The sequence below is a fragment of the Pseudomonas sp. C 49-2 genome (assembly GCF_003970195.1).
Lineage (GTDB): Bacteria > Pseudomonadota > Gammaproteobacteria > Pseudomonadales > Pseudomonadaceae > Aquipseudomonas > Aquipseudomonas canadensis.
This window is the reverse complement of the sequence record NZ_RXYG01000010.1, coordinates 207,879-230,517: the sequence shown is the minus strand read 5'-3', so window position 1 is coordinate 230,517 and position 22,639 is coordinate 207,879. Positions and strand designations below refer to the sequence as shown.

24 protein-coding genes are annotated in these 22,639 nt (G+C 60.6%); 6 read left to right on the top strand and 18 right to left on the bottom strand.

What is annotated here, in order from left to right:
* The first annotated feature begins 44 nt into the window (after positions 1 to 44).
* Together EJ576_RS20860 and EJ576_RS20855 are read left to right on the top strand one after the other, a co-directional pair.
* The gene (locus EJ576_RS20860; RefSeq protein ID WP_126570986.1) at positions 45 to 1,439 is read left to right on the top strand and encodes an aspartate aminotransferase family protein; all 1,395 of its coding nucleotides are present in this window, start codon (positions 45 to 47) and stop codon (positions 1,437 to 1,439) included.
* A gap of 82 nt (positions 1,440 to 1,521) precedes the next feature.
* Entirely contained in the window at positions 1,522 to 1,746 is a 225-nt protein-coding gene (locus EJ576_RS20855; RefSeq protein ID WP_028617283.1) for an MbtH family protein, read from the top strand.
* A 182-nt stretch (positions 1,747 to 1,928) separates the two neighbouring features.
* Here EJ576_RS20855 and EJ576_RS20850 read toward each other — a convergent pair whose 3' ends face one another.
* The 8 genes from EJ576_RS20850 to minC all read right to left on the bottom strand — a co-directional run bounded on the left by EJ576_RS20850 (position 1,929) and on the right by minC (position 9,970).
* Positions 1,929 to 3,266 (bottom strand): amidohydrolase, encoded by a 1,338-nt coding sequence (locus EJ576_RS20850; protein WP_126570985.1) that lies wholly within the window; start codon positions 3,264 to 3,266, stop codon positions 1,929 to 1,931.
* Positions 3,267 to 3,283: 17 nt separating this feature from the next.
* Positions 3,284 to 5,449, bottom strand: a complete 2,166-nt coding sequence (locus EJ576_RS20845; protein WP_123474432.1) for a mechanosensitive ion channel family protein — start codon at positions 5,447 to 5,449, stop codon at positions 3,284 to 3,286.
* Between the two features lie 52 nt (positions 5,450 to 5,501).
* Positions 5,502 to 5,678 (bottom strand): hypothetical protein, encoded by a 177-nt coding sequence (locus EJ576_RS29830; RefSeq protein WP_010208820.1) that lies wholly within the window; start codon positions 5,676 to 5,678, stop codon positions 5,502 to 5,504.
* 100 nt (positions 5,679 to 5,778) lie between these two features.
* Entirely contained in the window at positions 5,779 to 7,068 is a 1,290-nt protein-coding gene (locus EJ576_RS20840) for a M18 family aminopeptidase (protein ID WP_028617280.1), read from the bottom strand.
* 195 nt (positions 7,069 to 7,263) lie between these two features.
* On the bottom strand, positions 7,264 to 7,899 hold the full coding sequence (locus EJ576_RS20835; RefSeq protein WP_005789965.1) for an RluA family pseudouridine synthase: 636 nt from the start codon (positions 7,897 to 7,899) through the stop codon (positions 7,264 to 7,266).
* A 96-nt stretch (positions 7,900 to 7,995) separates the two neighbouring features.
* Positions 7,996 to 8,250, bottom strand: coding sequence for a cell division topological specificity factor MinE (minE, locus tag EJ576_RS20830; RefSeq protein ID WP_003175252.1), 255 nt, complete (start codon positions 8,248 to 8,250; stop codon positions 7,996 to 7,998).
* 3 nt (positions 8,251 to 8,253) lie between these two features.
* Positions 8,254 to 9,066, bottom strand: coding sequence for a septum site-determining protein MinD (minD, locus tag EJ576_RS20825; RefSeq protein WP_122725715.1), 813 nt, complete (start codon positions 9,064 to 9,066; stop codon positions 8,254 to 8,256).
* A 166-nt stretch (positions 9,067 to 9,232) separates the two neighbouring features.
* On the bottom strand, positions 9,233 to 9,970 hold the full coding sequence (gene minC, locus EJ576_RS20820; RefSeq protein ID WP_028617277.1) for a septum site-determining protein MinC: 738 nt from the start codon (positions 9,968 to 9,970) through the stop codon (positions 9,233 to 9,235).
* Positions 9,971 to 10,089: 119 nt separating this feature from the next.
* Here minC and EJ576_RS20815 point away from each other — a divergent pair, with 119 nt between their 5' ends.
* Positions 10,090 to 11,025 carry a lipid A biosynthesis lauroyl acyltransferase gene (locus EJ576_RS20815; RefSeq protein WP_068937430.1) on the top strand — a complete coding sequence of 312 codons (936 nt, stop codon included), beginning with the start codon at positions 10,090 to 10,092 and terminating at the stop codon, positions 11,023 to 11,025.
* 30 nt (positions 11,026 to 11,055) lie between these two features.
* On the top strand, positions 11,056 to 12,189 hold the full coding sequence (locus EJ576_RS20810; protein ID WP_122725717.1) for a patatin-like phospholipase family protein: 1,134 nt from the start codon (positions 11,056 to 11,058) through the stop codon (positions 12,187 to 12,189).
* A gap of 91 nt (positions 12,190 to 12,280) precedes the next feature.
* Here EJ576_RS20810 and EJ576_RS20805 read toward each other — a convergent pair whose 3' ends face one another.
* The 8 genes from EJ576_RS20805 to puuE all read right to left on the bottom strand — a co-directional run bounded on the left by EJ576_RS20805 (position 12,281) and on the right by puuE (position 19,520).
* Positions 12,281 to 13,066 (bottom strand): outer membrane protein OmpK, encoded by a 786-nt coding sequence (locus tag EJ576_RS20805; protein WP_028617274.1) that lies wholly within the window; start codon positions 13,064 to 13,066, stop codon positions 12,281 to 12,283.
* A 23-nt stretch (positions 13,067 to 13,089) separates the two neighbouring features.
* Positions 13,090 to 13,458, bottom strand: coding sequence for a hypothetical protein (locus EJ576_RS20800; RefSeq protein WP_126570984.1), 369 nt, complete (start codon positions 13,456 to 13,458; stop codon positions 13,090 to 13,092).
* 58 nt (positions 13,459 to 13,516) lie between these two features.
* Positions 13,517 to 14,863 carry a nucleobase:cation symporter-2 family protein gene (locus tag EJ576_RS20795; protein WP_016976352.1) on the bottom strand — a complete coding sequence of 449 codons (1,347 nt, stop codon included), beginning with the start codon at positions 14,861 to 14,863 and terminating at the stop codon, positions 13,517 to 13,519.
* A 205-nt stretch (positions 14,864 to 15,068) separates the two neighbouring features.
* Positions 15,069 to 16,370, bottom strand: a complete 1,302-nt coding sequence (locus EJ576_RS20790) for a urate hydroxylase PuuD (RefSeq protein WP_028617273.1) — start codon at positions 16,368 to 16,370, stop codon at positions 15,069 to 15,071.
* 51 nt (positions 16,371 to 16,421) lie between these two features.
* Complete coding sequence (locus EJ576_RS20785; RefSeq protein ID WP_028617272.1) at positions 16,422 to 16,925, bottom strand: ureidoglycolate lyase; 504 nt, start codon at positions 16,923 to 16,925, stop codon at positions 16,422 to 16,424.
* A gap of 119 nt (positions 16,926 to 17,044) precedes the next feature.
* Entirely contained in the window at positions 17,045 to 18,040 is a 996-nt protein-coding gene (alc, locus tag EJ576_RS20780) for an allantoicase (RefSeq protein ID WP_028617271.1), read from the bottom strand.
* Positions 18,041 to 18,081: 41 nt separating this feature from the next.
* Complete coding sequence (gene uraD, locus EJ576_RS20775) at positions 18,082 to 18,597, bottom strand: 2-oxo-4-hydroxy-4-carboxy-5-ureidoimidazoline decarboxylase (RefSeq protein WP_123474427.1); 516 nt, start codon at positions 18,595 to 18,597, stop codon at positions 18,082 to 18,084.
* Positions 18,594 to 19,520, bottom strand: a complete 927-nt coding sequence (gene puuE / locus EJ576_RS20770) for an allantoinase PuuE (RefSeq protein WP_016976357.1) — start codon at positions 19,518 to 19,520, stop codon at positions 18,594 to 18,596. Before puuE ends, uraD begins: the two co-directional genes overlap by 4 nt.
* A 345-nt stretch (positions 19,521 to 19,865) precedes the next feature.
* On the opposite strand from puuE, the gene uraH reads away from it, so the two are divergent.
* Together uraH and EJ576_RS29690 are read left to right on the top strand one after the other, a co-directional pair.
* Positions 19,866 to 20,219, top strand: a complete 354-nt coding sequence (gene uraH, locus EJ576_RS20765) for a hydroxyisourate hydrolase (protein ID WP_028617268.1) — start codon at positions 19,866 to 19,868, stop codon at positions 20,217 to 20,219.
* Between the two features lie 153 nt (positions 20,220 to 20,372).
* Positions 20,373 to 20,519, top strand: coding sequence for a hypothetical protein (locus EJ576_RS29690; RefSeq protein ID WP_158628952.1), 147 nt, complete (start codon positions 20,373 to 20,375; stop codon positions 20,517 to 20,519).
* 15 nt (positions 20,520 to 20,534) lie between these two features.
* On the opposite strand, the gene EJ576_RS20760 is transcribed toward EJ576_RS29690, so the two are convergent.
* Together EJ576_RS20760 and EJ576_RS20755 are read right to left on the bottom strand one after the other, a co-directional pair.
* Positions 20,535 to 21,161 carry a LysE family translocator gene (locus EJ576_RS20760; protein WP_126570983.1) on the bottom strand — a complete coding sequence of 209 codons (627 nt, stop codon included), beginning with the start codon at positions 21,159 to 21,161 and terminating at the stop codon, positions 20,535 to 20,537.
* 11 nt (positions 21,162 to 21,172) lie between these two features.
* Positions 21,173 to 22,519 carry an NCS2 family permease gene (locus tag EJ576_RS20755; RefSeq protein ID WP_028617266.1) on the bottom strand — a complete coding sequence of 449 codons (1,347 nt, stop codon included), beginning with the start codon at positions 22,517 to 22,519 and terminating at the stop codon, positions 21,173 to 21,175.
* Positions 22,520 to 22,639 lie beyond the last annotated feature (120 nt).

The window sequence follows — 22,639 nt, the reverse complement described above, 5'->3', positions numbered from 1 at the left end:
TCGGCAGTTTGGTCACCATCATCAGCGTATTGAGGGATCGAGAAATGTCAGTCGCTACCAGCCGTATCGAAGACGCCCCGGTGCAGGAAACGCTTTACCAGTTCGACGAAACCCCGCTGCTCGCCCGCCAGCGCCAGCAGGAATCCAATGCCCGCAGCTACCCGCGACGCATCCCCCTGGCGCTCAAGCGCGCCAAGGGCCTCTACGTGGAAGACGTGGAAGGCCGCCGCTTCATTGACTGTCTGGCCGGTGCGGGCACTTTGGCGCTGGGGCATAACCACCCGGTGGTGATCGAGGCGATCCAGCAAGTGCTGGCCGATGAATTGCCCCTGCACACCCTGGACCTGACGACGCCGGTCAAGGATCAGTTCGTACAGGACCTGTTCGGCTTGTTGCCGCCCGCCTTAGCGCGGGAAGCGAAAATCCAGTTCTGCGGACCTACCGGCACCGATGCGGTGGAAGCTGCATTGAAGTTGGTACGCACTGCCACTGGCCGTAGCACGGTGCTGTCCTTCCAGGGTGGTTACCACGGCATGAGCCAAGGCGCTTTGAGCCTGATGGGCAGCCTGGGGCCGAAGAAACCCTTGGGTGCCTTGCTCGGCAATGGCGTGCAGTTTTTGCCATACCCCTACGACTACCGTTGCCCGTTTGGCCTGGGTGGCGCGGAGGGCGTGCGGGTCAACCTGCATTACCTGGAAAACCTGCTGAATGATCCGGAAGCGGGCGTGCTACTGCCGGCGGCGGTGATTGTCGAGGTGGTGCAGGGCGAGGGCGGTGTGATTCCGGCGGATCTCGACTGGCTGCGTGGCCTGCGCCGTATCACCGAGCAGGCGGGCGTGGCATTGATCGTCGATGAAATCCAGAGTGGTTTCGGTCGTACCGGCAAGATGTTTGCTTTCGAACACGCCGGCATCATCCCGGATGTGGTGGTGATGTCCAAGGCCATCGGCGGCAGCCTGCCACTGGCGGTGGTGGTGTATCGCGACTGGCTCGACACCTGGCTGCCGGGCGCCCATGCCGGGACCTTCCGTGGTAACCAGATGGCGATGGCGGCGGGCTCGGCGGTGATGCGCTACCTCAAGGACCACGACCTGGCCAGTCACGCGGCGGCCATGGGCGAACGCCTGGGCGAACACCTGCGCATTCTGCAACGCGACTTCCCACACCTGGGGGATATTCGCGGTCGGGGGCTGATGCTGGGTGTCGAACTGGTGGACCCAAATGGCCCACTAGACATTCAGGGTCATCCGCCTGTGCATCGCCAACTGGCGCCGTTGGTACAGCGTGAATGCCTAAAGCGCGGCTTGATCCTGGAACTTGGTGGTCGGCACGGCAGTGTGGTGCGTTTCCTGCCGCCGCTGGTGATCACGGCGGCTGAAGTCGACCAAGTGGCGGACATCTTCGGACGTGCGTTGGCGGCGGCGGTCGCCAGCCTCTAATTTTTTGCAGGCTTGGTACGTTTTTACAGATATCAGTGCTGCGCACGGTGCGCAGCCAGCCTTTTAGCGATGGAGAACAGCAATGACCTCAGTATTTGACCGCGACGACATCCTGTTTCAGGTAGTGGTCAACCACGAAGAACAGTATTCCATCTGGCCCGACTACAAGGCCGTTCCGGAAGGCTGGCGCACCGTGGGCAAGAGTGGCATGAAGAAAGAATGCCTGGCCTACATTGAAGAAGTCTGGACGGATATGCGTCCGTTGAGCTTGCGCCAGAAGATGGACGGGGCTGCGCTCGCGGGCTGAGTCGGGTGGGCTTACTGTGGTGAGCGAGTTTCTGTGGTGAGCGAGCTTGCTCGCGCTGGAGTGCGAAGCGCTCCCGGCTTTTTAGGGGCTGCTGCGCAGCCCCGCGCGGGGCAAGCCCGCTCACCACAGGTCAAGCCCGCTCGCCCACCAACCCTGCCCACCACAGGAAACCATCTCGGCGGTTAGTTGGTATAGAGATAATCTGTCGCCAACGACGCCAACGTCCTCACCCCCACCACCAACGCCGACTCATCCACAAAGAACCCCGGATTGTGGTTCGGCGCCGCCTTGCTCATGTCCTGATCCCTCGGCGTCACCCCCAGGAACACAAACAGCCCCGGTGCCTCCTTGGCATAAAACGAGAAGTCCTCAGCACCGCCCACCAGTGGGCCCTGCACCACATCATCCTTGGCCGCCCAACGCAGGCTCGGTAGCATCTTCTCGGTCAGCGCCGGGTTGTTGATGGTGGGATCATACTTCTCAATGATGGTGACTTCGGCCTTGGCGCCGCCGCTTTCGGCGATTTTTTCCACGGTCTGGCGCACGTCCGCGTGCAGTTTCTGACGGATACCGTAGTCGTAGGAGCGAATGGTGCCAGTCATATCCACCGACTCCGGAATGATGTTGTAACGCGTGCCGCCATTGATGGTGCCGATGCTCACCACCGACGGGAATGACGAGATATCCGTGCGGCGGCTGACCACGGTCTGCAGGCCGACAATGGTCTGCGCGCCCACGGTGATCGGGTCGATGCCGTCCCAAGGGCGCCCGGCGTGGGTCTGTTTGCCGAGGATCTTGATGCGCAAATCGTCCGAGCTGGCCAGGGTCGGTCCAGGACGGTAGGCAATCTGGCCAGCGGGCACGCCGGCCCATACATGCAGGCCGAACACCGCGTCCGGTTTGGGCGCCTTCATCACACCTTCCTGCACCATCATTTTGGCGCCCCAGGTATTTTTGCCGTCGGGGATGAAGTCGCTCGGGCCTTCCTCGGCCGGTTGGAAGTAGAACACCACAGTGCCCGGCAGGCGTTCGCGCATACCGGTCAGGATTTTCGCAGTGCTCAGCAGGATGGCGACGTGGGCGTCGTGGCCGCAGGCGTGCATCACGTCGACTTCCTTGCCCAGATAGGTCCCTTTGGCTTTGGAGGCGAAGGGCAGGTCGGCGACTTCCTTCACCGGCAGCGCGTCCATGTCGGCGCGCAGGGCCACGGTGGGGCCGGGGAGGGCGCCTTTCAGTACTGCAACGACGCCCGTGCGGGCGACGCCGGTTTTTACCTCAAGGCCCAGGTCGCGCAGTTGTTTCGCAACCAGTTCGGCCGTGCGGATTTCGGTGTTGCCCAATTCCGGGTGGGCGTGGATGTCGCGTCGGGTTTCCAGCAGCGCCGGCTCAAGGGCTTTTGCCTGGGTGGCAATTTCCTCACGGGCGCTGTCCTGGCCGCTGCTGGCGGCAATCACGGCACTGCTGGCAACGGCGCACAGCGCGCCGAAAACCCACGGTTGTGTCAGACCGGTTAAACGCATAAGGACCTCTCCTGAGTTTATTGTTGTTGATCTTTCTCCTGCACAGTACCAGCGGTTACTACCTGCACGCTCAGGCGCGGCGTAGCCAGGTCCAGCCCGGCCTCGTCCAGATGACGCTTGAGGGACAGGTTGAACGCCCGCGACACTTCCCACTGCTTGATCGGTGCGGTCTTGAATCGCGCGCGCAGGATCGCGCTGCCCGACTCGAAGCTCTCCACGCCTTGAATCTCCAGCGGTGACCAGATATTGCGGCGCTGCAGCGGATCGTTGCGCATTTTCTGGCCGACATCGCGCATCAGCTTGATGGCGTCGTCAATCTCCATGTTGTAGGGGATGGCCACGCGGAAGATCGCGTAGCCGAACTCCCGCGAGTAATTCTTGATGCTCTTGATCTCGCTGAACGGGATGGTGTGCACGATGCCGTCGATGTCACGCAGGCGCACGGTGCGGATGGTCAGGCCTTCGACGGTGCCGAGGTGACCACCGACATCCACGTAGTCATCGATGGCCAGGGAGTCTTCGATGATGATGAACAGGCCGGTGATCAAGTCCGCCACCAAGGACTGTGCGCCGAAACCGATGGCCAGGCCGATCACACCAGCACCCGCCAACAGCGGCGTGACGTTCATGCCCATGTTCGCCAGGGCGACGATGGCGGCGATGATGAAGATGGTCACGAACAGCACGTTGCGGATCAGCGGCATCATGGTCTGTGCACGGGCATTGGCCAGGCCTTTGCGCGAGCGGGTGAGGGCGTGATGAATCGCGGTGTCGCTGAGGATCCAGATCAACCAGGCAAACAGCAGGGTCCCGGCCAGCCCGAACAGCTTGACGCTGACTTCATGGCCGTCGCCTTCGGTAAAGCGGATCAGCGACAGGCCCCACACCCGCAGGCCCAGCTCGATAAACACCAGCCATACGATAAGGTGGGCCAGGGTGTAGACGAAGCTCTTCAGGCGTTCGGAGTACAGCGCATGGCGCTTGTGCCCGCGTTGCGGCTTGAGGGAGTGACGCCGTACCAGGCCGTTGATCACCATGCACAACACCAGCAGCACCGTACACAACAGCGACTGACGCAATGCCGTGCTGGTATCGCCAGCAGAGACAAAGGTGGCGAATAGCGAAATGCCTACCAGCAGCAAAGCGGGGATATACCAGAAGGAGCCGATGATTTCGATGGTGTCGCTGAGGGCGCGGCGTGTGAGGCGGCGTGACAGCGGCTGGTTGCGAATCAGGTGGGCGATGGGCCGGCGGAAACGCAGGATGAACACGCCAGTGGACAACGCCGCCATCACATTGGCGACGGTCGCGGCGGTATGGGACAAGTGTTGCCCAAGTGCTGCGACCAGTCGTGGGTCGCTCAGGGCTTCACCGAAGGCGGCAAAACTGCCGATCCACCACAGTGGGCGGAAAGCTTGGTGACGCAGGATATACAGCGCTCGATGGCGATGCGGGCCGTCGAGTACCGAAAACGCAATCACGCAGATCGCCGAGAAACAGGTGCCGACCACCAGTGCGTAGGCCAACACCATCGCCAGGGATTTGCCCAGGGACGAGGGCAGGGCGTAGCTCAGGTACACGGTGATCACTAGCGCGATCAGCCATGGGCCGAGTTTACGCAGGGCAAAACGCACCATGTCCCAGGTACGCGGGTGTTGCGGCAGTTCTTCGGGCAGGCCGAAGCGTTCGCGCACGCGGTGACTGAGCCAGATCAGCGCGGCGGCGAGTAGGCTCCACACGGCAAGGATCAGGGCAAAACCGAAAATGATCGGCAGCCATTCGTTGGCTGGCAGCATCAGCGCACTGAGTTCTTCTTTGGCCAGGTCGATTTCATTGGACCAGCGCCCCAGCGGGCTGTCGGCCCCAGAGAACTGCGCTTCCAGGTTCGCCAGGGTGCCGCCGATCAACCCCAGCACGCCTTCTTCCGCGGCCGGTTGAGCTTTTTTCGTGGCTTCGCGCAGCTTTTTCAGGTCACTCAGCAACTGGGTACGTTGCTGGTCGTTTTCCAAGGTCTTGATCACCTCGTCCAACGACTGCCCCAGCGGCACTTCGGCCTGGGGCTGGGTCTTGTTGGTGTTGCCGAGCAAGCCGGGCAAGCCCACGGCGTGGGCAGGTGTCAGCGGCAGCAGCGTCAGCAGGGCGATCAGGCAGTAGCAGGGCAGGGCAAACAGACGGGAAAGCACGAGGCGGTCAACCTTGGAAACGACGAGTTGACCGAGTGTACGAGTGCAATCGTCATTCAGCCAGTTTTGCGAGGATCTTGTACACCACGGTGCCCAGGATCAGCAGCATGCCAATCCACATGCCAAACACACCGAGGGGCTTGTCACGGAAGTTGAAGCCCACGGCGAGCATGATCATGCCGATCAGGATCGGGATAAGCATGGCGTGGAAGGAGGACATGGAGATCATAGTGCGACAGCCTTGTCGGAGTGGGAATACTGACAAGTCTAGGTCGGTTTGCAGGAAGTGGCGTTGATGTGTATCAGAAACACATCAACGCCATGCCACATCAGGGCAAGTCGCGGCTCGCGTAGAACGCGCCCAGCACCTTCACCAGATGCGCCAAATCATGGCTACCGCACAGTTCACGAATGGAGTGCATGGCAAACGTCGGCAGGCCGATGTCTACGGTGCGCACGCCCAGATGGCTGGCGGTGATCGGGCCGATGGTAGAGCCGCAACCCATGTCGCTGCGCACCACGAAGCTCTGCACCGGTACTTCCTGGGCCATGCACAGGTGGCGGAAGAACCCGGCGGTTTCGCTGTTGGTGGCGTAGCGCTGGTTGCTGTTGACCTTGATCACCGGGCCGGCGTTGAGCTTGGGGCCGTGGTTGGCGTCATGCTTCTCGGCGTAGTTGGGGTGCACGCCGTGGGCGTTGTCCGCAGACACCAGCAGGGATTTCTGAATGGTGCGTACGAACTCATCCCCTTCCGGCAACAGGCGACGCAGGGTCTGTTCCAGCATCGGGCCATCGGCACCGCACGCCGAGCAGGAGCCGACTTCTTCGTGGTCGTTGCACACCAGTACGCAGGTTTCTTCGCTGTCGCTGGTGAGCAAGGCTTGCAGGCCCGCGTAGCACGACAGCAGGTTATCCAGGCGTGCGCCGGCGATGAAGTCGCCGTTCAGGCCGATAACCGCAGCGCTTTGCGTGTCGTAGAAGCTCAGCTCGTAGTCGAGCACCACATCGGCGTTCAAGCCATGTTCCCGTGCAAGCTGCTCGGTGAGCACGGCGCGGAAGTCCACGCGCTCGTCACCGGCAAACTGCGCGAGGATCGGCGGCAGTTCGGTCTGGGCATTGATCGCCCACCCCTGGTTGGCTTCACGGTTCAGGTGAATGGCCAGGTTGGGGATGATGGCGATGGGCAGCTTGAAGTCGATCAACTGGCTTTCGACCTTGCCGTCGCGGCGGAAGGTTACGCGGCCAGCCAGGGACAGGTCGCGGTCGAACCACGGCGCCAGCAGCGCGCCGCCGTAGACTTCCACGCCCAGTTGCCAGAAGCCCTGGCGTTGCAGCTCAGGCTGGGGCTTGACCCGCAGGCACGGGCTGTCGGTGTGGGCACCGACCAGGCGGATACCGCCCTGCAACGGCGAATGGCGGCCGAGCTTGAAGGCGATGATCGAGGAATCGTTGCGGGTCACGTAGTAGCGACCGTTGGCCTCGGTGGTCCAGGTCTCGCGCTCGTCGAGACGCTGGTAACCGGCCGCTTCCAGGCGCTGGGCCAGGGCGGCAGTGGCATGAAAAGGAGTAGGGGAGACCTTGAGGAAGTCGATCAGGCCTTGATTCAACGCTTCGCGCATAAATAGCTCCAGACAGCAGTGCGCGGAGTTTACCGTATTGGCTCGCGATTTGGCGTGAAGCTACCTTCTTGAGCACCACACAAACTACTGTGGGAGCTGGCTTGCCTGCGATAGCGGTGTATCAGCCAATACATTTGGCACAGATAGACCGCTATCGCAGGCAAGCCAGCTCCCACATTGAATGCATTTGCAGCGTTAGAACGGCGCAGGGCATTCGAAGCGCAAACGCTCGCCACTCTGCGGATGGGTGAAGCTCAGCATGCTCGCGTGCAGGCACAGGCGCGGCCAGGCGGCCAGAGCTTGCTCATGGGCATACAGGCCATCACCCAGCAACGGGTGGCCGATGGAGAGCATGTGCACACGCAGTTGGTGCGAACGCCCGGTGATCGGCGTCAGCTCTACGCGGCACCAGTCACCACAGCGTTCCAGCACTTTCCAGAAGGTCAGCGCATGCTTGCCGAATTCGTGGTCCACCACGTGGCGCGGCTTGGTCGGCGGGTCGTAGCGCAGGGGCAGGTCGATGCTGCCACTGTCCAGTTCCGGTTGGCCCCAGGCCAGGGCGGTGTAGGCCTTTTCGGTTTCACGGTCGTGAAACTGGCGGGACAGTTCGCGGTGGGTGTCGGCGTCACGGGCCAGCAGGATGATGCCTGAGGTTTCCCAGTCCAGGCGATGGACGATACGGGCTTCCGGGTAGCCATTTTCCTGCAGGCGGGTGATCAGGCAGTCCTTGTTGTCGTCGGCGCGGCCAGGCACCGAAAGCAGCAGGGTGGGCTTGTTCACCACCAGGACGGCGTCGTCCTGATGCAGGATATGAATGTTGGACAGCGGCATTAAACAGCCTCGTAACAAACGCCAACGGCGGCTCGCCCACCCGGCCCCCAAAAAGGGATCAGGGTGAACGAGCCGCCGTGGCGGCCGCCTGTTCGATCAACGATCAGGCAGGGTGATATTGAGTTCCAGAATCGAGCAGCTGCCGTCATTTTCCAGGGCGACATGCACGTCATCGTTGCCGATATTGACGTACTTGCGGATCACCTCGACCAGTTCCTTCTGCAAGGCTGGCAGGTAGTCCGGTGTACTGCGTTGGCCGCGTTCGTGCGCCACGATGATCTGTAGACGCTCTTTCGCTACCGACGCGGTACTTGGCTTTTTGTTGGCGCGAAAGAAGTCGAGAAATTTCATTGTTTAGTTGCCTCCAAAGATACGCTCGAAGAATCCCTTCTTCTTGACATCGAGGAAGCGGTGTTCCACGGTCTTGCCCAGCAGGCGATCGACGGCATCGCTGTACGCCTGGCCGGCGTCGCTCTGGTCGTCAAGAATCACCGGAACACCCTGGTTGGAAGCCTTCAGGACGGCCTGGGATTCTGGAATCACGCCCAGCAGGGTCACGGCGAGGATGTCCTTCACGTCTTCAACGCCAAGCATTTCGCCGTTGCTGACGCGCTCCGGGTTGTAGCGGGTGAGCAGCAAGTGCTCCTTGATCGGGTCCTGGCCTTCTTCGGCGCGCTTGGATTTGCTGGCCAGCAGGCCCAGCATGCGGTCCGAGTCACGTACGGAGGAGACTTCCGGGTTGGTCACGACGATGGCTTCATCGGCGAAGTACATGGCCAGGTGAGCACCGGTTTCGATACCGGCCGGCGAATCGCAGACCACGTATTCGAAGGTTTCCTTCAGCTCGGCCAGGACTTTGCCTACGCCTTCTTTGGTCAGCGCTTCTTTGTCACGGGTCTGGCTGGCGGCCAGCACGTACAGGTTCTCAAGGCGCTTGTCCTTGATCAGGGCCTGTTGCAGGTTGGCTTCACCGTTGACCACGTTGACGAAGTCATACACCACGCGACGTTCGCAACCCATGATCAGGTCGAGATTACGCAAGCCGACGTCGAAGTCGACGATAACTGTCTTGTGGCCGCGCAGCGCGAGACCGGTACCGATAGCGGCGCTGGTGGTGGTCTTACCCACACCACCCTTGCCGGATGTAACCACGAGAATCTTGGCCAAGGTGTTTCACCCCTAAGGAAGAAGGACGTTTCGGTCCCTGAAAAACATCTCTTGGAACTCGCTGCAGGCGGACAGCCTTGTAGGAAAAAATAATTCCTACATAAGTAATGCCGGTTTCGCTGTGCTATCAGAGTCTAGAGATGCTTGGAAAATGCGGCAGTATCCGTTAAAGACGGATGATGTTCAACACATCGCCCGACAGGTTGACCTGCACCGAAGCCCCCCACAGCGGATCACGGCGCAAATCTTCTGAAACCTTGTACTGGCCTGCGATGGACACTAGCTCAGCGGTCAACTGCTGGCAAAAAATACGGGCCTTGGTATCACCCTTGATGCCGGCGAGGGCACGTCCGCGCATCGGGCCGTATACATGGATGTTGCCATCGGCGAGAAGTTCCGCCCCTGGGCTGACCGAAGAGATCACCACCAGGTCGCCGCCCTGGGCGTAAATCTGCTGGCCGCCCCTTACGGGCGAGGTGATGATCTTTGTAGGCTTGATCGCAGGCTCCGGTGGTTTCTCCGGTTTTTTCTTCTCTTCACCGACCAGTGGTTCAAGCGGACGTTCGCGCGCGCCGGACGGTGGCAGTACTGGCAGTTCAATGGCGATCGCTGCAGCAATGTCTTCGATACGACTGGCACGAATCGCCAGGGTACGCAGCCCGTGGGAGCGGCAAACACGCATCAGGCCGGGCAGGTCGATGACGCCTTGCCCCGCGGGCAGTTTGTCCAAGGCCAGCACCAGCGGGGCATTGTTGAAAAAGTTGGGTGCCAGGGCGACTTTGGCGGCGAGCTGGCGGTCCAGGGCGTCGAGGTCGTTACGGGCGAGTTCCAGCACGGTGATGGCGAGCATGCTGCCTTTCAGCTGGAACACGGGATCTTGGTCTAGCGGTTCGGTTTGGCTCATGGTCGGCAAAAGCGGCTTGTCACGAAAAGTGTCGAGACTTATAACGAGAACACTCACCCGCCGCAAGCCGAGTCGAACCGTTGTAGAATGCGCGGCCCTTGTCTTTACCGGAATCTGTAATGGATCGCCCGCGTTTTCGAGCTGTATTTTTTCACCCGCGTTTCTGGCTGTTATGGCTGGGGCTCGGCCTGCTGTGGCTGGTCACCCAACTGCCCTACCGTGCGCTGCTGACCATTGGTCGGCTGCTGGGCGCCGGCATGTACCGCGTGGCCGGCGAGCGTCGCCGCATCGCCGCACGCAACCTGGAACTGTGCTTCCCGGAAAAATCCGCCCAAGAGCGCAAACACTTGCTCAAGGAAAACTTTGCCTCCACCGGCATCGCCTTCTTTGAAATGGCCATGAGCTGGTGGTGGTCGCGCCAGCGCCTGGCGCGGCTGGCCCATGTCGAAGGCCTGGAACACCTCAAGCAGGCCCAACTGGACGGCAAGGGCGTGATCCTCATGGCTCTGCACTTCACCACCCTGGAAATCGGCGCCGCGCTGCTGGGGCAGAAGCACACCATTGATGGCATGTACCGCGAGCACGGCAACCTGTTGTTCGACTACATCCAGCGCCGTGGCCGCGAACGCCACAACCTCGACTCCCTGGCCGTGGAGCGCGAAGACGTGCGCGGCATGCTCAAGCTGCTGCGCGCCGGGCGTGCCATCTGGTATGCACCAGACCAGGACTACGGCGCCAAGCAAAGCATTTTCGTGCCGCTGTTCGGCATCCAGGCCGCCACCGTGCCTGCCACCAGCAAGTTTGCCAAGCTGGGCAAGGCGCTGGTGGTGCCGTTCACCCAGCAACGCCTGGCTGATGGCAGCGGTTATCGTCTGGTGATCCACCCGCCGTTGACTGACTTCCCTGGCGAAAGCGATGAGGTCGACTGCCTGCGCATCAACCAGTGGGTCGAAGCCTCGGTGCGTGAATGCCCTGAGCAATACCTATGGACCCATCGCCGCTTCAAGAGCCGGCCGCCGGGTGAGCCTAAGCTGTACGAAAAACGCCGCCGATAAGACAGACATTTCCCCACATGGAGTGACGCAATGCGCCCAGCTGAACCGGTTACAGGCTTGATTCTTTCCGGCGGCGGGGCGCGAGCGGCGTATCAGGTGGGGGTACTGGCGGCGATTGCCGAGCTGTTGCCGCCGGGGGCGCCTAACCCGTTTTTAGTGATCGTCGGCACGTCGGCCGGCGCGATCAACGCGGTGAGCCTGGCCAGTGGCGCTACGGACTTCAGGGCCGCGATCCAACGTCTTACCGCGTTCTGGCAGGGTTTTCGCAGTCATCTGGTGCTGCGCAGTGATTGGCCGGGAGTGATTCGCCAAGCGAGTCGCTTCTTTATCCACAGCCTCCTCGGTCTTGGCGCGCAGGTGCCGGTGGCGCTGCTCGACAGCACGCCGCTGAAAGCGCTGCTCAAGGAAAAGCTGCACTTGCCTGGCATCGATGAAGCGATTCGCACCAAACATCTGCATGCGGTGGCGGTGACCGCCTTCGGCTACGAGTCCGGCCACGCAGTGACCTTCTATCAGGGCGGCGGCACTATCGATGCCTGGTTGCGCCACCGTCGTATCGGCATGCCCACTCAATTGACGGTTGAACACCTGCTGGCCAGCTCCGCGATTCCCTTGTTGTTCGCCCCGGTCAAACTTGACCAGGAGTATTTCGGTGATGGCGCCGTGCGGCAATCGGCGCCGATCAGCCCGGCGTTGCACCTGGGCGCCAGTCGTGTGCTGGTGGTCGGCGTCAGCGGCAACCCGCGCGGCAATGAACCGGCGGCGCAGCGTACCTACACCGGCCAGGAGCCGACTCTGGCGCAGATTGGCGGGCACATGCTCAACAGCACGTTCATTGACAGCCTGGAAAGCGATATCGAGTTGCTGGAGCGCTTGAATCAGTACAGCCACGCCGCGCCTGGCGTGGCGGCGGTGGAAGTGCTGGTGATTGCACCGAGTCAGCCAATCGACGAAATCGCGGCACGGCACCGTCAGGAATTGCCGGCGGCACTGCGCTTGTTCTTGCGTGGGCCGGGGGCGACCAAGACGAGCGGGGCGGGGGTATTGAGTTACTTGCTGTTCGAGGCGGGGTATTGCAGCGAATTGATCGAGCTGGGGCGGCGGGACGCGCTGGCCAAGCGTGAAGAGTTGTCGCGGTTCCTAGGCCTCACGCCGAACCTGTAGGAGCCCGGCTTGCCGGCGATGGCGTCCTCAGGACCGCTATCGCCGGCAAGCCGGGCTCCTACAGGGGTAGGGGCATGGAAATCAGCCAGGGTCAGAAGTGATATTTGACCAGGAAGCTCGCGGTGTCCTGGTTAGTCTTGAACGCACCCGAATCTTCGATCCCGTACTTGTTCTTCCAGTAGTCGTATTCAAAACCGACATACAACTGCTTGTCGCCCCAATGCAGCGCTTTACCCAGGTCATATTTGACCTGTGGGTTGAAGTGCAGGTTGGCGTGGTAAGTGCCACGGGCGTTCTTGTCGTTGTCCGTCACCCAGTCCATGAAGCCGTCGATCAACACGTCAGAGTTACCCACGGGGATGGTGTAGGACCAGACCGGAGTAATCTGCCAGACGCCGTCACCCGGACGATTGCCTTCGGTCTGGCGTTGGTAGAAGTTCAACTGGAAGTAGTCGAAGCCGGGGATGTTCAGGTCGAAGCCCGGGCCGAGCAGGTACGACTCGTTATCGCCTTCGCCAAACTCGTAAGTGAATGCCAGCAGTACGTCTTTGATCGGGCCGAACGACAGGTCTTTATCAAAGATCTTGCCGAACGACAGGCGCGGGCTTATTTCACCGTAGTAAGTACTGGGGCCGACGTTGCCGTCTTCCTTGCCGTTGTAAAAGATGCGGTCGACGAAGATAAAGTTGTCGCCGTACTTCCACGCATCCGCATGTTCGAACGTGACGGTTTGCTGGATTTGCGGGTTGACGGTAAAGCTCTTGCCCCACAGGTAGGTCAGGCTGTTGTTTTGCCACTGCAACAGGTCACCGGCCACGGCTTGGCCACCGGCCAGCAGGGATCCCGCCAGCATCAGGCCTTTGAACATAGGTTTCATTCGGTTGCTCCCGAGTTAAAGTTTTATGGTTTTTCTTCTACGCAGGCGCTCTGGTGTGGCGCCTTTTGGTTCGCTGCAAAAATCGTCTGTTCGGTCAGCTTTAGTGCTTTTAGCAAGAGCTGCGCCAAGGTGTTTAAAAAGCCAAAAAATCCCCGTCGGCTGCATGGGATGCAGTCGAATTCAGAGGACTTTTGCGCACTTTGGCCGCAGACATAAGGCCGGGATAAGTTGGCCTTGCAGTCAGCTTTTACATTCGCTGTTTTTTTTTGAGTCGATTCGAGCGGGCGCGGAGAATACTGGCTCCCAGGCCGTGGCTCAAGTGCGCTGTTAAAGCGCGCGTGGGGCGAGAATGGGGCACGGCTTGTGGCCGGCCCCAGGTGAAGGGTGTGCATGCTTGTGTTCCCTGTTTCGTTATTGTTTTTATTCTTTGCTTTTTAGTAACAGGGGGAATCAATGCGTATGAGCGACTTCAGGGCGTTCAGCGCCACCGAGAATGTTGAACAGGATGTTCAGCGACAACGCGCTGAGCGTGGCCATGGCGATGCCACTGTGGGTAATCGGGCTCATCCACAGCGGTAGCTGCGCGAAGAACTCCGGGCGCACCACGGGGATCAGGCCCATGCCGATACTCACCGCCACCAGCAACTGGTTGCGACGGTCGGCGATGTCGGCTTCCTGCAGGATCTTGATCCCGGTCGCCGCCACCATGCCGAACATGGCGATGGCCGCGCCGCCCAGCACCGCCGGTGGAATCGACGCCACAAGGTAGGCGGCCTTGGGCAACAGGCTCAGCACAATCAGGAAGACCCCGGCCATGATCGTCACCGAACGGCAACGCACGCCGGTCATCTGCACCAGGCCGATGTTCTGCGCGAAGGACGAGTGGGTGAAGGTGTTGAAGAAGCCGGCAAAGAATGACGCGCCGGCATCACACAACAGGCCACGGCGCAGCATCTTCGGCGTGACATCTTGGCCGGTGATCTTGCCCAGCGCGAGAAACATCCCGGTGGATTCGACAAAGATGATCACCACCACCAGGCACATTGACAGGATCGGCGCCAACTCGAACTTGGGCATGCCGAAGTGCAACGGCGTCACCACCTGCACCCACGGCGCCATCGCCAGGCCGCTGAGGTCGACCATGCCGAGCGCACCGCACAAGGCGTAACCCAGGCCCATGCCGATCAGCACCGAGATATTCACCCAGAAACCGCGCATGAAGCGGTTGATCAGCAGGATGGTGGCCAGTACCAGTGCGGCAATCGCCAGGTAGATCGGCGAGCCAAATGTGGCGGCAGCACTGCCGCCACCGGCCCAGTTCACGGCTACCGGAAACAGCGACAGGCCAATCGCGGTGATCACTGTGCCGGTCACCAGTGGCGGGAAAAAGCGCACGACCTTGGACATGAATGGCGCGATGAGCATGCCGAAGAACCCGGCGGCGATGGTCGCGCCGAAGATTCCCTGCAAGCCGATGCCGGGCATGCCGGCCATCGCGACCATGCTGCCGACGGCGGCAAAACTGGCGCCCATCATCACCGGCATGCGAATGCCCACCGGACCGATGCCGAACGACTGCACCATGGTGGCGATACCGGCGACCAGCAGGTCGGCGTTAATCAGAAAAGCGATTTCTTCACGGCTCAAACCGGCGGCCTGGCCAATGATCAGGGGCACGGCGACGGCGCCGCCGTACATCAGTAAGACGTGTTGCAGGCCTACCAGAATCAGTTGCAAGAGGGGCAGCCGCACCATGGCGGGCGCGGCAGGAATCTGCGGTTCGGCTAACTCGGTCATGCAACACCTCGGATCTTTTTTATTTTTGTTGTTTCAACAATTGTGTAGCGGAGAGCTTTGTAGTGAGCGGGCTTGCCCCGCGCTGGGTGGCGAAGCCGCCCCAATCCGGCCACCGTGCACTTCCAGACAGAATCCAGGGGGCTGGTTTTAGGGCGGCTTCGCCACCCAGCGCGGGGCAAGCCCGCTCACTACACGACATCGTTAGCTAGTTGGTACGGGCCCCCTGATTGATCCAGGTGCCAATCAGGTCCCGTTCCTGCTGGGTCATCTGGGTGATGTTGCCCAACGGCATGATCTGGCTCGCCACGGCCTGCGCTTGAATACGCGCGGCCTGCTGCTGGATCTGTGCCGCGGTGTCAAACATCACCCCAGCCGGCGCGGTGCTGAACAGCGGGCTGGTGGGCTTGGCCGAATGGCACACGGTGCAACGCTGCTCGATCACGCTGTGGACCTGGCCGAAATCCGTGGTGGCCTGGGCCGGTGCCGGTTCAGCCGCCGGAGCGGCGGGTGCGGCCGGCGCAGCGGGTTTCAAGCCACCACCCAACGCCGTTTCCGGCAATGGCTGGTACTCGATGGCGGCGGGTGCCTTGGCCACTTCCGGTGCGGTCGACACCGGTTTTGGTCCGGTGACGTACGCCAGGCTGATCATCGCCAACGCGCCTACCGGCAAGGTCCACGCATACTTCTGGCTGTTGTGACGGGTGTTGAAGTAGTGCCGTACCAACACCGCCGCTACCGCGATACCCGCCAGGATCAGCCAGTTGTATTGGCTGCCGTAGGTGCTCGGGAAGTGGTTGCTGATCATGATGAACAGCACCGGCAAGGTGAAGTAGTTGTTGTGACGTGAACGCAACAAGCCTTTGGCCGGCAGTGCCGGGTCTGGCGTGCGGTTCTCCGCGATTGCCGCCACCAACGCGCGTTGCGCCGGCATGATGATGCGGAACACGTTACCGACCATAATGGTGCCGATCACCGCACCCACGTGCAGGTAGGCGCCACGGCCACTGAACACTTTGCTGAAGCCGTACGCGGCGGCAATCAACAGCACGAACAGGATGAAACCGAGCAGGGCAGGGCGCTTGCCCAGGGCCGAGTCGCACAGGAAGGAGTAGATGAACCAGCCGGCGAACAGTGAACCAATGCCCAGCAATACGCCTTCCGGACCACTGAGGCTGCTGCCCGGGGCCAGCAGGTACAAGGTCGGGTTCCAGTAGAACACCACGCACAGCAGCGCAATACCGGACATCCAGGTGAAATAGGCTTCCCATTTAAACCAATGCAGGTTGTCCGGCATGGTCGGCGGGGCCAGTTTGTATTTTTCCAGGTGGTAGATACCGCCACCGTGGATCGCCCACAAGTCACCGGCCAGGCCGCTCTTGGGGTTGACGCGATTGAGGTTGTTTTCCAGCCAGACGAAGTAGAAAGAAGCGCCGATCCACGCGACGCCCGTGATCATGTGAACCCAGCGCACGCTCAGGTTCAGCCATTCCATCAAATGTGCTTCCACAGTCTTTACCTCTCGCCTGTCACCCTTGTTGTCGGGTGATCAGACCTTCTCTTATTGGTGGGGGGCGAGGATCAACCGCTCATCCTCTTTGAAAAAATGCTCATCGCAGTTATTGCCTGTGCCACTGCGATCAACCACCAGGAAGTCATCCCGCTTTTCGATCGTCAGCACCGGGTGGTGCCAGACGCCGCGATGGTAATTAATGCCCTGCCTGCCGTTAGTGACGAAGGCGCGGACCAAGCCCGATACAGGTTCATCGCCAAGTGGCGCGACCACGATCAGAAAGGGGTTGCCGAGCAGCGGAATGAAAGCCTGGCTGCCCAGCGGGTGTCGTTCCAGCATGCACACGGTCAGCGGCATGTCCTGCGCGTCGGCGCGGAAGATGCTGATGATCGCGTTGTCCTCTGGCTTGGCGGTTTCCACCGTTGCCAGTTTGTGGAAGCGCATGGTCGACCCGTTGTTGATCATGAAGTGATCGCTGCCGTCGGTTTCGATAACGTCTCCGAAAGGGGCGAAGGCTTCTTTGGTCAGGGGTTCGATCATCAGTGTGCGCATGGCTGTCTTCTTATCCGAATGCTGTGTTGTTTGATCTATTGTCATCGCGGGCAAGCCCGCTCCCACACTTGGAATGCATTCCCCTGTGGGAGCTGGCTTGCCTGCGATGGGTTCACCGCTTACTTAGCTACCTTGCCCAATACTCGCAGGCGGCTCACGCCACCATCCGGGAACACATTCAGGCGGATGTGAGTAATCGGGCCCAGCGCCTTGATTTGCTCGGCAAACGTGTGTTCAGCGTGCATTTCCAGTTTCTGCGCCGGCAACAGTTCGCGCCAGAACAGCGATTGGGTTTCGATCTGGCTGTCGGTGCCGCCCTTCACGAAGGCGCCCTGGATCGAGCAGGTGTCCGGGTAGTTGCCTTTGAAGTGCAGGGTGTCGACGATGATTTTCTCGATCTCGCCCGGATGGCCCAGCGCCACAATCACCCAGTCATTGCCTGGCGTGCGACGACGTGCGGTTTCCCAACCGTCGCCCATGTTGATACCACGGCCTGGGTTGAGGATGTTGCTCATGCGGCCGAAGTGTTCATCGGAACAGGCCAGGGCACGACCGCCGTTAAGAGCGGCAGCCAGGTCGACCTGTTCGTTGTCGCCCACCGAGGACCAGTCGCGGAACGGCACGCCGTACACACGCAGACGGGCCACGCCGCCATCCGGGTAGATGTTGAAACGCAGGTGGCTGAACGCCTGGTCGTTGTTGATCTCGTGGTAGTGGTGGCTGTTGCCTTGCAGCTCGACGGCCGACAGCACTTCCACCCACTGGGTCTTGTCATCCGGCTCGCCCGAAGCCAGGAAGCAGGCTTCCAGGGACGCCGACGGCGGGAAGTTGCCGGTGAAGAATGAAGTGTCGATGTCCACGCCTTTGATGCTGCCCGGTACGCCCAGGCGGATCACAGCGCTGTCGTAGCCTTCGAAGCGCTTGCGGCGCGACTCCCAGCCGTCCATCCACTTGCCGTTGTCATCGAAAACGCCCTCCTTCCACACGGCCGGGGTCGGCTGGAACAGGCGGTTGGCGTCGGCGAACCAGTCATCAGTGACAGAGATGATCTTGGTGCCCAGGCGGGCGTCGGCCAGGTTGACGAACTTTTCGAAAGGTACGGCGTAAGCTTTCATTCTTCTTGTCTGCCTTAGAGAGAGTGGCTGGGGATGGTCGTTTAGAGGGTCAGTAATCGGAACAACGCGATCTTGTTGATCTCGGCCAGTGCACATTTGAACTCGGCCTCGACCGAGTTGTGAATGCGCGTTTCGAACGCGGCCAGGATCTGGTGCCGGTTGCTGCCTTTTACCGCCATGATGAAGGGAAACTTGAACTTGGCCTTGTAGGCATCGTTCAGCTCGGTGAAGCGAGAAAACTCTTCGGCCGTGCATTGGTGAATCCCCGCGCCAGCCTGTTCATCAGTGCTGGCTTGGGTGAGTTGGCCCTGGACGGCGGCTTTGCCGGCCAGGTCCGGGTGAGCGTTGATCAGCGCCAACTGGCTGGCATGATCGGCGCTCAACAGGATGTCGCTCATGCGCTGGTGCAGGGTTTCGATCTGGTCGATCGAAGCGTCCTGGCCCAGGTCGTAGGCCTTTTCGGCTACCCATGGCGAATGTTCGTAGATATCGGCGAAGGCCTGGACGAACTCGTCGCGGCTCAGGGTCGAGGGCTTCAGGGTCTGGAACGCAGTCATTTTGCCGCTCCCTTGAAAGGGTGGGTGTCGTGCCAGTGACGGGCAATGTCCACACGACGAGTGAACCACACCTGTTCGTGACCTTTGACGTATTCAATGAACCGCTTCAACGACGCCAAGCGCGCCGGGCGGCCGATCAGGCGGCAGTGCAGGCCAATGGAAAGCATCTTCGGTGCCTCGGCGCCTTCGGCGTAGAGCACGTCGAACGCGTCCTTGAGGTATTCGAAGAAGTCATCGCCCTTGTTGAAACCCTGCACCTGGGTGAAGCGCATGTCGTTGGTGTCCAGGGTGTAAGGGATTACCAGGTGCGGCTTGCCGGTGGGGTTGTTGGGTTCCCAGTAGGGCAGGTCGTCGTCGTAGGTGTCGCAGTCATAGAGAAAGCCGCCTTCCTCCATCACCAACCGCCGGGTGTTGGGGCCGGTGCGGCCGGTGTACCAGCCCAGTGGGCGCTCGCCGGTCAGCTCGGTGAGGATGCGGATGGCTTCGAGCATGTGCTCACGCTCCTGGGCCTCGTCCATGTACTGGTAGTCGATCCAGCGGTAGCCGTGGCTGCAGATCTCATGGCCGGCCTCGACCATCGCACGGATCACATCCGGATGGCGCTGAGCGGCCATCGCCACGGCGAAGATGGTCAGCGGGATATCGAATTCTTTGAATAACTTGAGGATGCGCCACACGCCGGCACGGCTGCCGTATTCGTACAGCGACTCCATGCTCATATTGCGTGCGCCTTGCAGCGGCTGGGCCGAGACCATTTCCGAGAGGAAGGCTTCGGACTCTTTGTCACCGTGCAGGATATTGCGCTCGCCACCTTCTTCGTAGTTGAGTACGAAAGACAGCGCAATGCGCGCCTTGCCCGGCCAGTGGGGGTGAGGAGGGTTACTGCCGTAACCGATCAGGTCGCGTGGGTAGTCAGCGCTCACTGCAGTCTTCCTTCTTGTTCGTCGTGTTAGCGATGAGTGATTGTATACAACTTATCGCGCACTTTGTAAGCCTACATTTCTGCATTTTTTCTGCAGGGCTCTAGATGAATGGTGTAGCAAGAAACTTGCCTGGTTGGTCAGCTAATGGACAAAAGGTCGTTTAAAAGCAAGGATTACTCATCGATTGTGCCGTTGAGCAACGCAGGCAGGTAGATCCAAAAGTTTGTGATTTTTATTGTGTACAATTTTTTTAAAAAGTGTCTTAATCAGCCATCGCCGGCTTTTTCGCTGCCCTGAAAAAGTGCGGACCACTCTTCTACTGACTATGGGAGGCGCGTAGACGCCATGGGACGTTTGACCACACACGTTTTGGATGCTGCACACGGCTGCCCCGGCAGCGCGATCAAGGTTGAGCTGTACCGCGTCGAAGGCGCGCAGCTGGAACTGGTCGCCACCGCCGTCACCAACAGCGACGGCCGTTGCGACGCGCCCTTGTTGCAGGGCGATGATTACCGCAGTGGTGTGTACCAGCTGCAATTCAGCGCCGGTGACTACTATCGCGCCCGTGGTGTGCAACTGCCCGAACCGGCCTTCCTGGATGTGGTGGTCCTGCGCTTCGGCATCAGCGCCGAACAGGATCACTACCATGTGCCGCTACTGATTTCGCCCTACAGCTACTCCACCTATCGCGGTAGCTAGCGTCACTTCGCTTCACACCCCCAAAGCTCTTCGTTGGTTTTTCGCCCGCCCACACTGCGGGCTTTTTTTCGTCTTGATCTCTGGTTAACTGTCTACCTCTCCCGCCGTGCGTCGTTTACCTAGCCTCTGGTTTTCAATGCCTAGGAGGCATTCATGAGCACGGCATGCAGCGGTCGGATGCCTGGTTCCAGGCGGGCAGCCCTCGCGCAGGGGCGCCTGGTCAACGTGCTGGCGGGTATCCAGCACGATGCCCATTCGCGGACGTTCACGGTGTTTTTCGTCCAGCTTGAAGGTATCTGAGTGCCTGCGCCTGCTTCAGCGACTGAGCAGCGACGCCGCGCCAGCCCCGCCGAACAAGGCGGCGCTGGCGCGGTTGAACCAGTTCTGGCCTTTGCCGCTGCGCAAGTACCGCGCAGCGCCATGGGCGCTCAGGCCGTAGGTCAACTTGCACAACAGGTCGAGTACGGTCCAGGTGGCGATCATGATCAGCAATTGCGGGAGAAAGGGCTGCGTGCCATTGAGAAACTGGGGCAAGAAGGCGGCGAAAAACAGGATGTCCTTGGGGTTGCTCGCGCCCAGTACAAACGCTCGGCCAAACAGCGTGCGAAAGCGTGGGGTGGCGATGGCCTGGGGCACTACGGCACCTTGCGCCGGCTGGCGCGATTGCTGCCAGCTCTGCCAGGCGAGGTAAAACAGGTAGAGCGCGCCGACAATTTTCAAGGCGCTGAACACCTGCTCGGAGGCCAGTAGCAGAGCGCCCAGGCCCAGGGCCGAGGCGCTCAACAGGCAGATCGAGGCAAACACCCCACCGAGAAACGCTGGATACGAACGGCACAGGCCGAAGTTGAGACTGTTGCTGATCATCAGCAATGACAGGGGCCCCGGGATCAGGATCACCACCAATGCCGCGCCGCTGAACAGTAGCCAGGTTTCCAGGTTCATCCGTTACTCCTTTATAGAAATATGAATTTGGCGATAAAGATCGCGCACAGCACCCATAGGCTGACGGAAATCTCACGGTACTTGCCAGTGCCGGCCTTGAGCGCCACGTACGTGATAAAGCCCAAGGCAATACCGTCAGCAACCGAAAACGTCAGCGGCATCATGATTGCCGTGACGATCGCGGGAATGCTGTCGGTGGCTTCGTCCCAATTGATATGGGCCATGCTCGCCATCATCAGCATCGCAACGTAAATCAGCGCACCGGCGGTGGCATATGCGGGGATCATGCCGGCCAGCGGTGCAAAAAACATCGCCGCCACAAACAGCACGCCCACGGTCACGGCGGTGAGCCCGGTGCGACCGCCAGCGGCCACGCCAGCAGCACTTTCCACATAGCTGGTGACAGGCGGCACACCGACCATCGCACCAAACACACTGGAGGCACTGTCGGCCTTCAATGCACGGGAGAGGTTATCGATCTTGCCCTCGGCATTGACCAACCCGGCCCGTTGCGCGACGCCCATCAGTGTACCTGCGGTATCAAACATGTGTACAAAAAGAAATGCAAATACAACGCTTATCATGCTGACATTGAATACACCTTTAATGTCCATGGCCATCCAGGTCGGCGCCAGGCTCGGCGGGGTGGAGATCATGCCGTTGTAATGCACCAAGCCCAGGCCCCAGCCAGCGAGCGTCACGGCGATAATGCTGATCAGGATCGCGCCGAACACACGGTGGTAGCTGAGGATGGCGATCAGCAGAAAGCACACGGCCGCGAGCAGTGGCGCGGGTTCATGCAGTGAACCGAGCTTGATCAGCGTGGCCGGGCTGTCGACGATGATGCCGGCGGTTTTCAGGCCGATCACCCCTAGGAACAGGCCCACGCCCGCGCCCATGGCATGACGCAGGCTGACGGGAATGCTGTTGAGCAACCATTCACGCACTCGCGAGAGCGTCAGGCCCATGAACAGCACGCCGGAGATAAACACCGCCCCCAGCGCGGTTTCCCAGGTGTACCCCATGGTGCCGACCACGGTGTAGGTGAAAAACGCGTTCAGGCCCATGCCCGGCGCCAGGCCCACCGGCCAGTTGGCATACAAGCCCATCAGTAGGCAACCCAGCGCGGCGGCAATACAGGTGGCAACAAATGCCGCGCCGTGGTCAATGCCTGCGTCGGCCATGATGTTGGGGTTGACGAAGATGATGTACGCCATGGTGATGAAGGTGGTAAGGCCGGCGATCAGCTCGGTCTTCACTGTGGTGCCATGCAAGCGCAGTTTGAACAGGCGTTCCAGCCAGCCGTTCTGTGAGGGGGCAAGGTCAAGCGTCGGGGCTTCGGATTTGCGGCTATCCACAGCGAGTACTCCTCAAGAGTTTTATTGTTATTTCCAGCGCCGGTCACGGGTGTGGGCAACAGCGCTTTGAGGTACTGGCGGGTTTTGTTGACCAATAGGTCAGGAACTCGCACGAGGCGA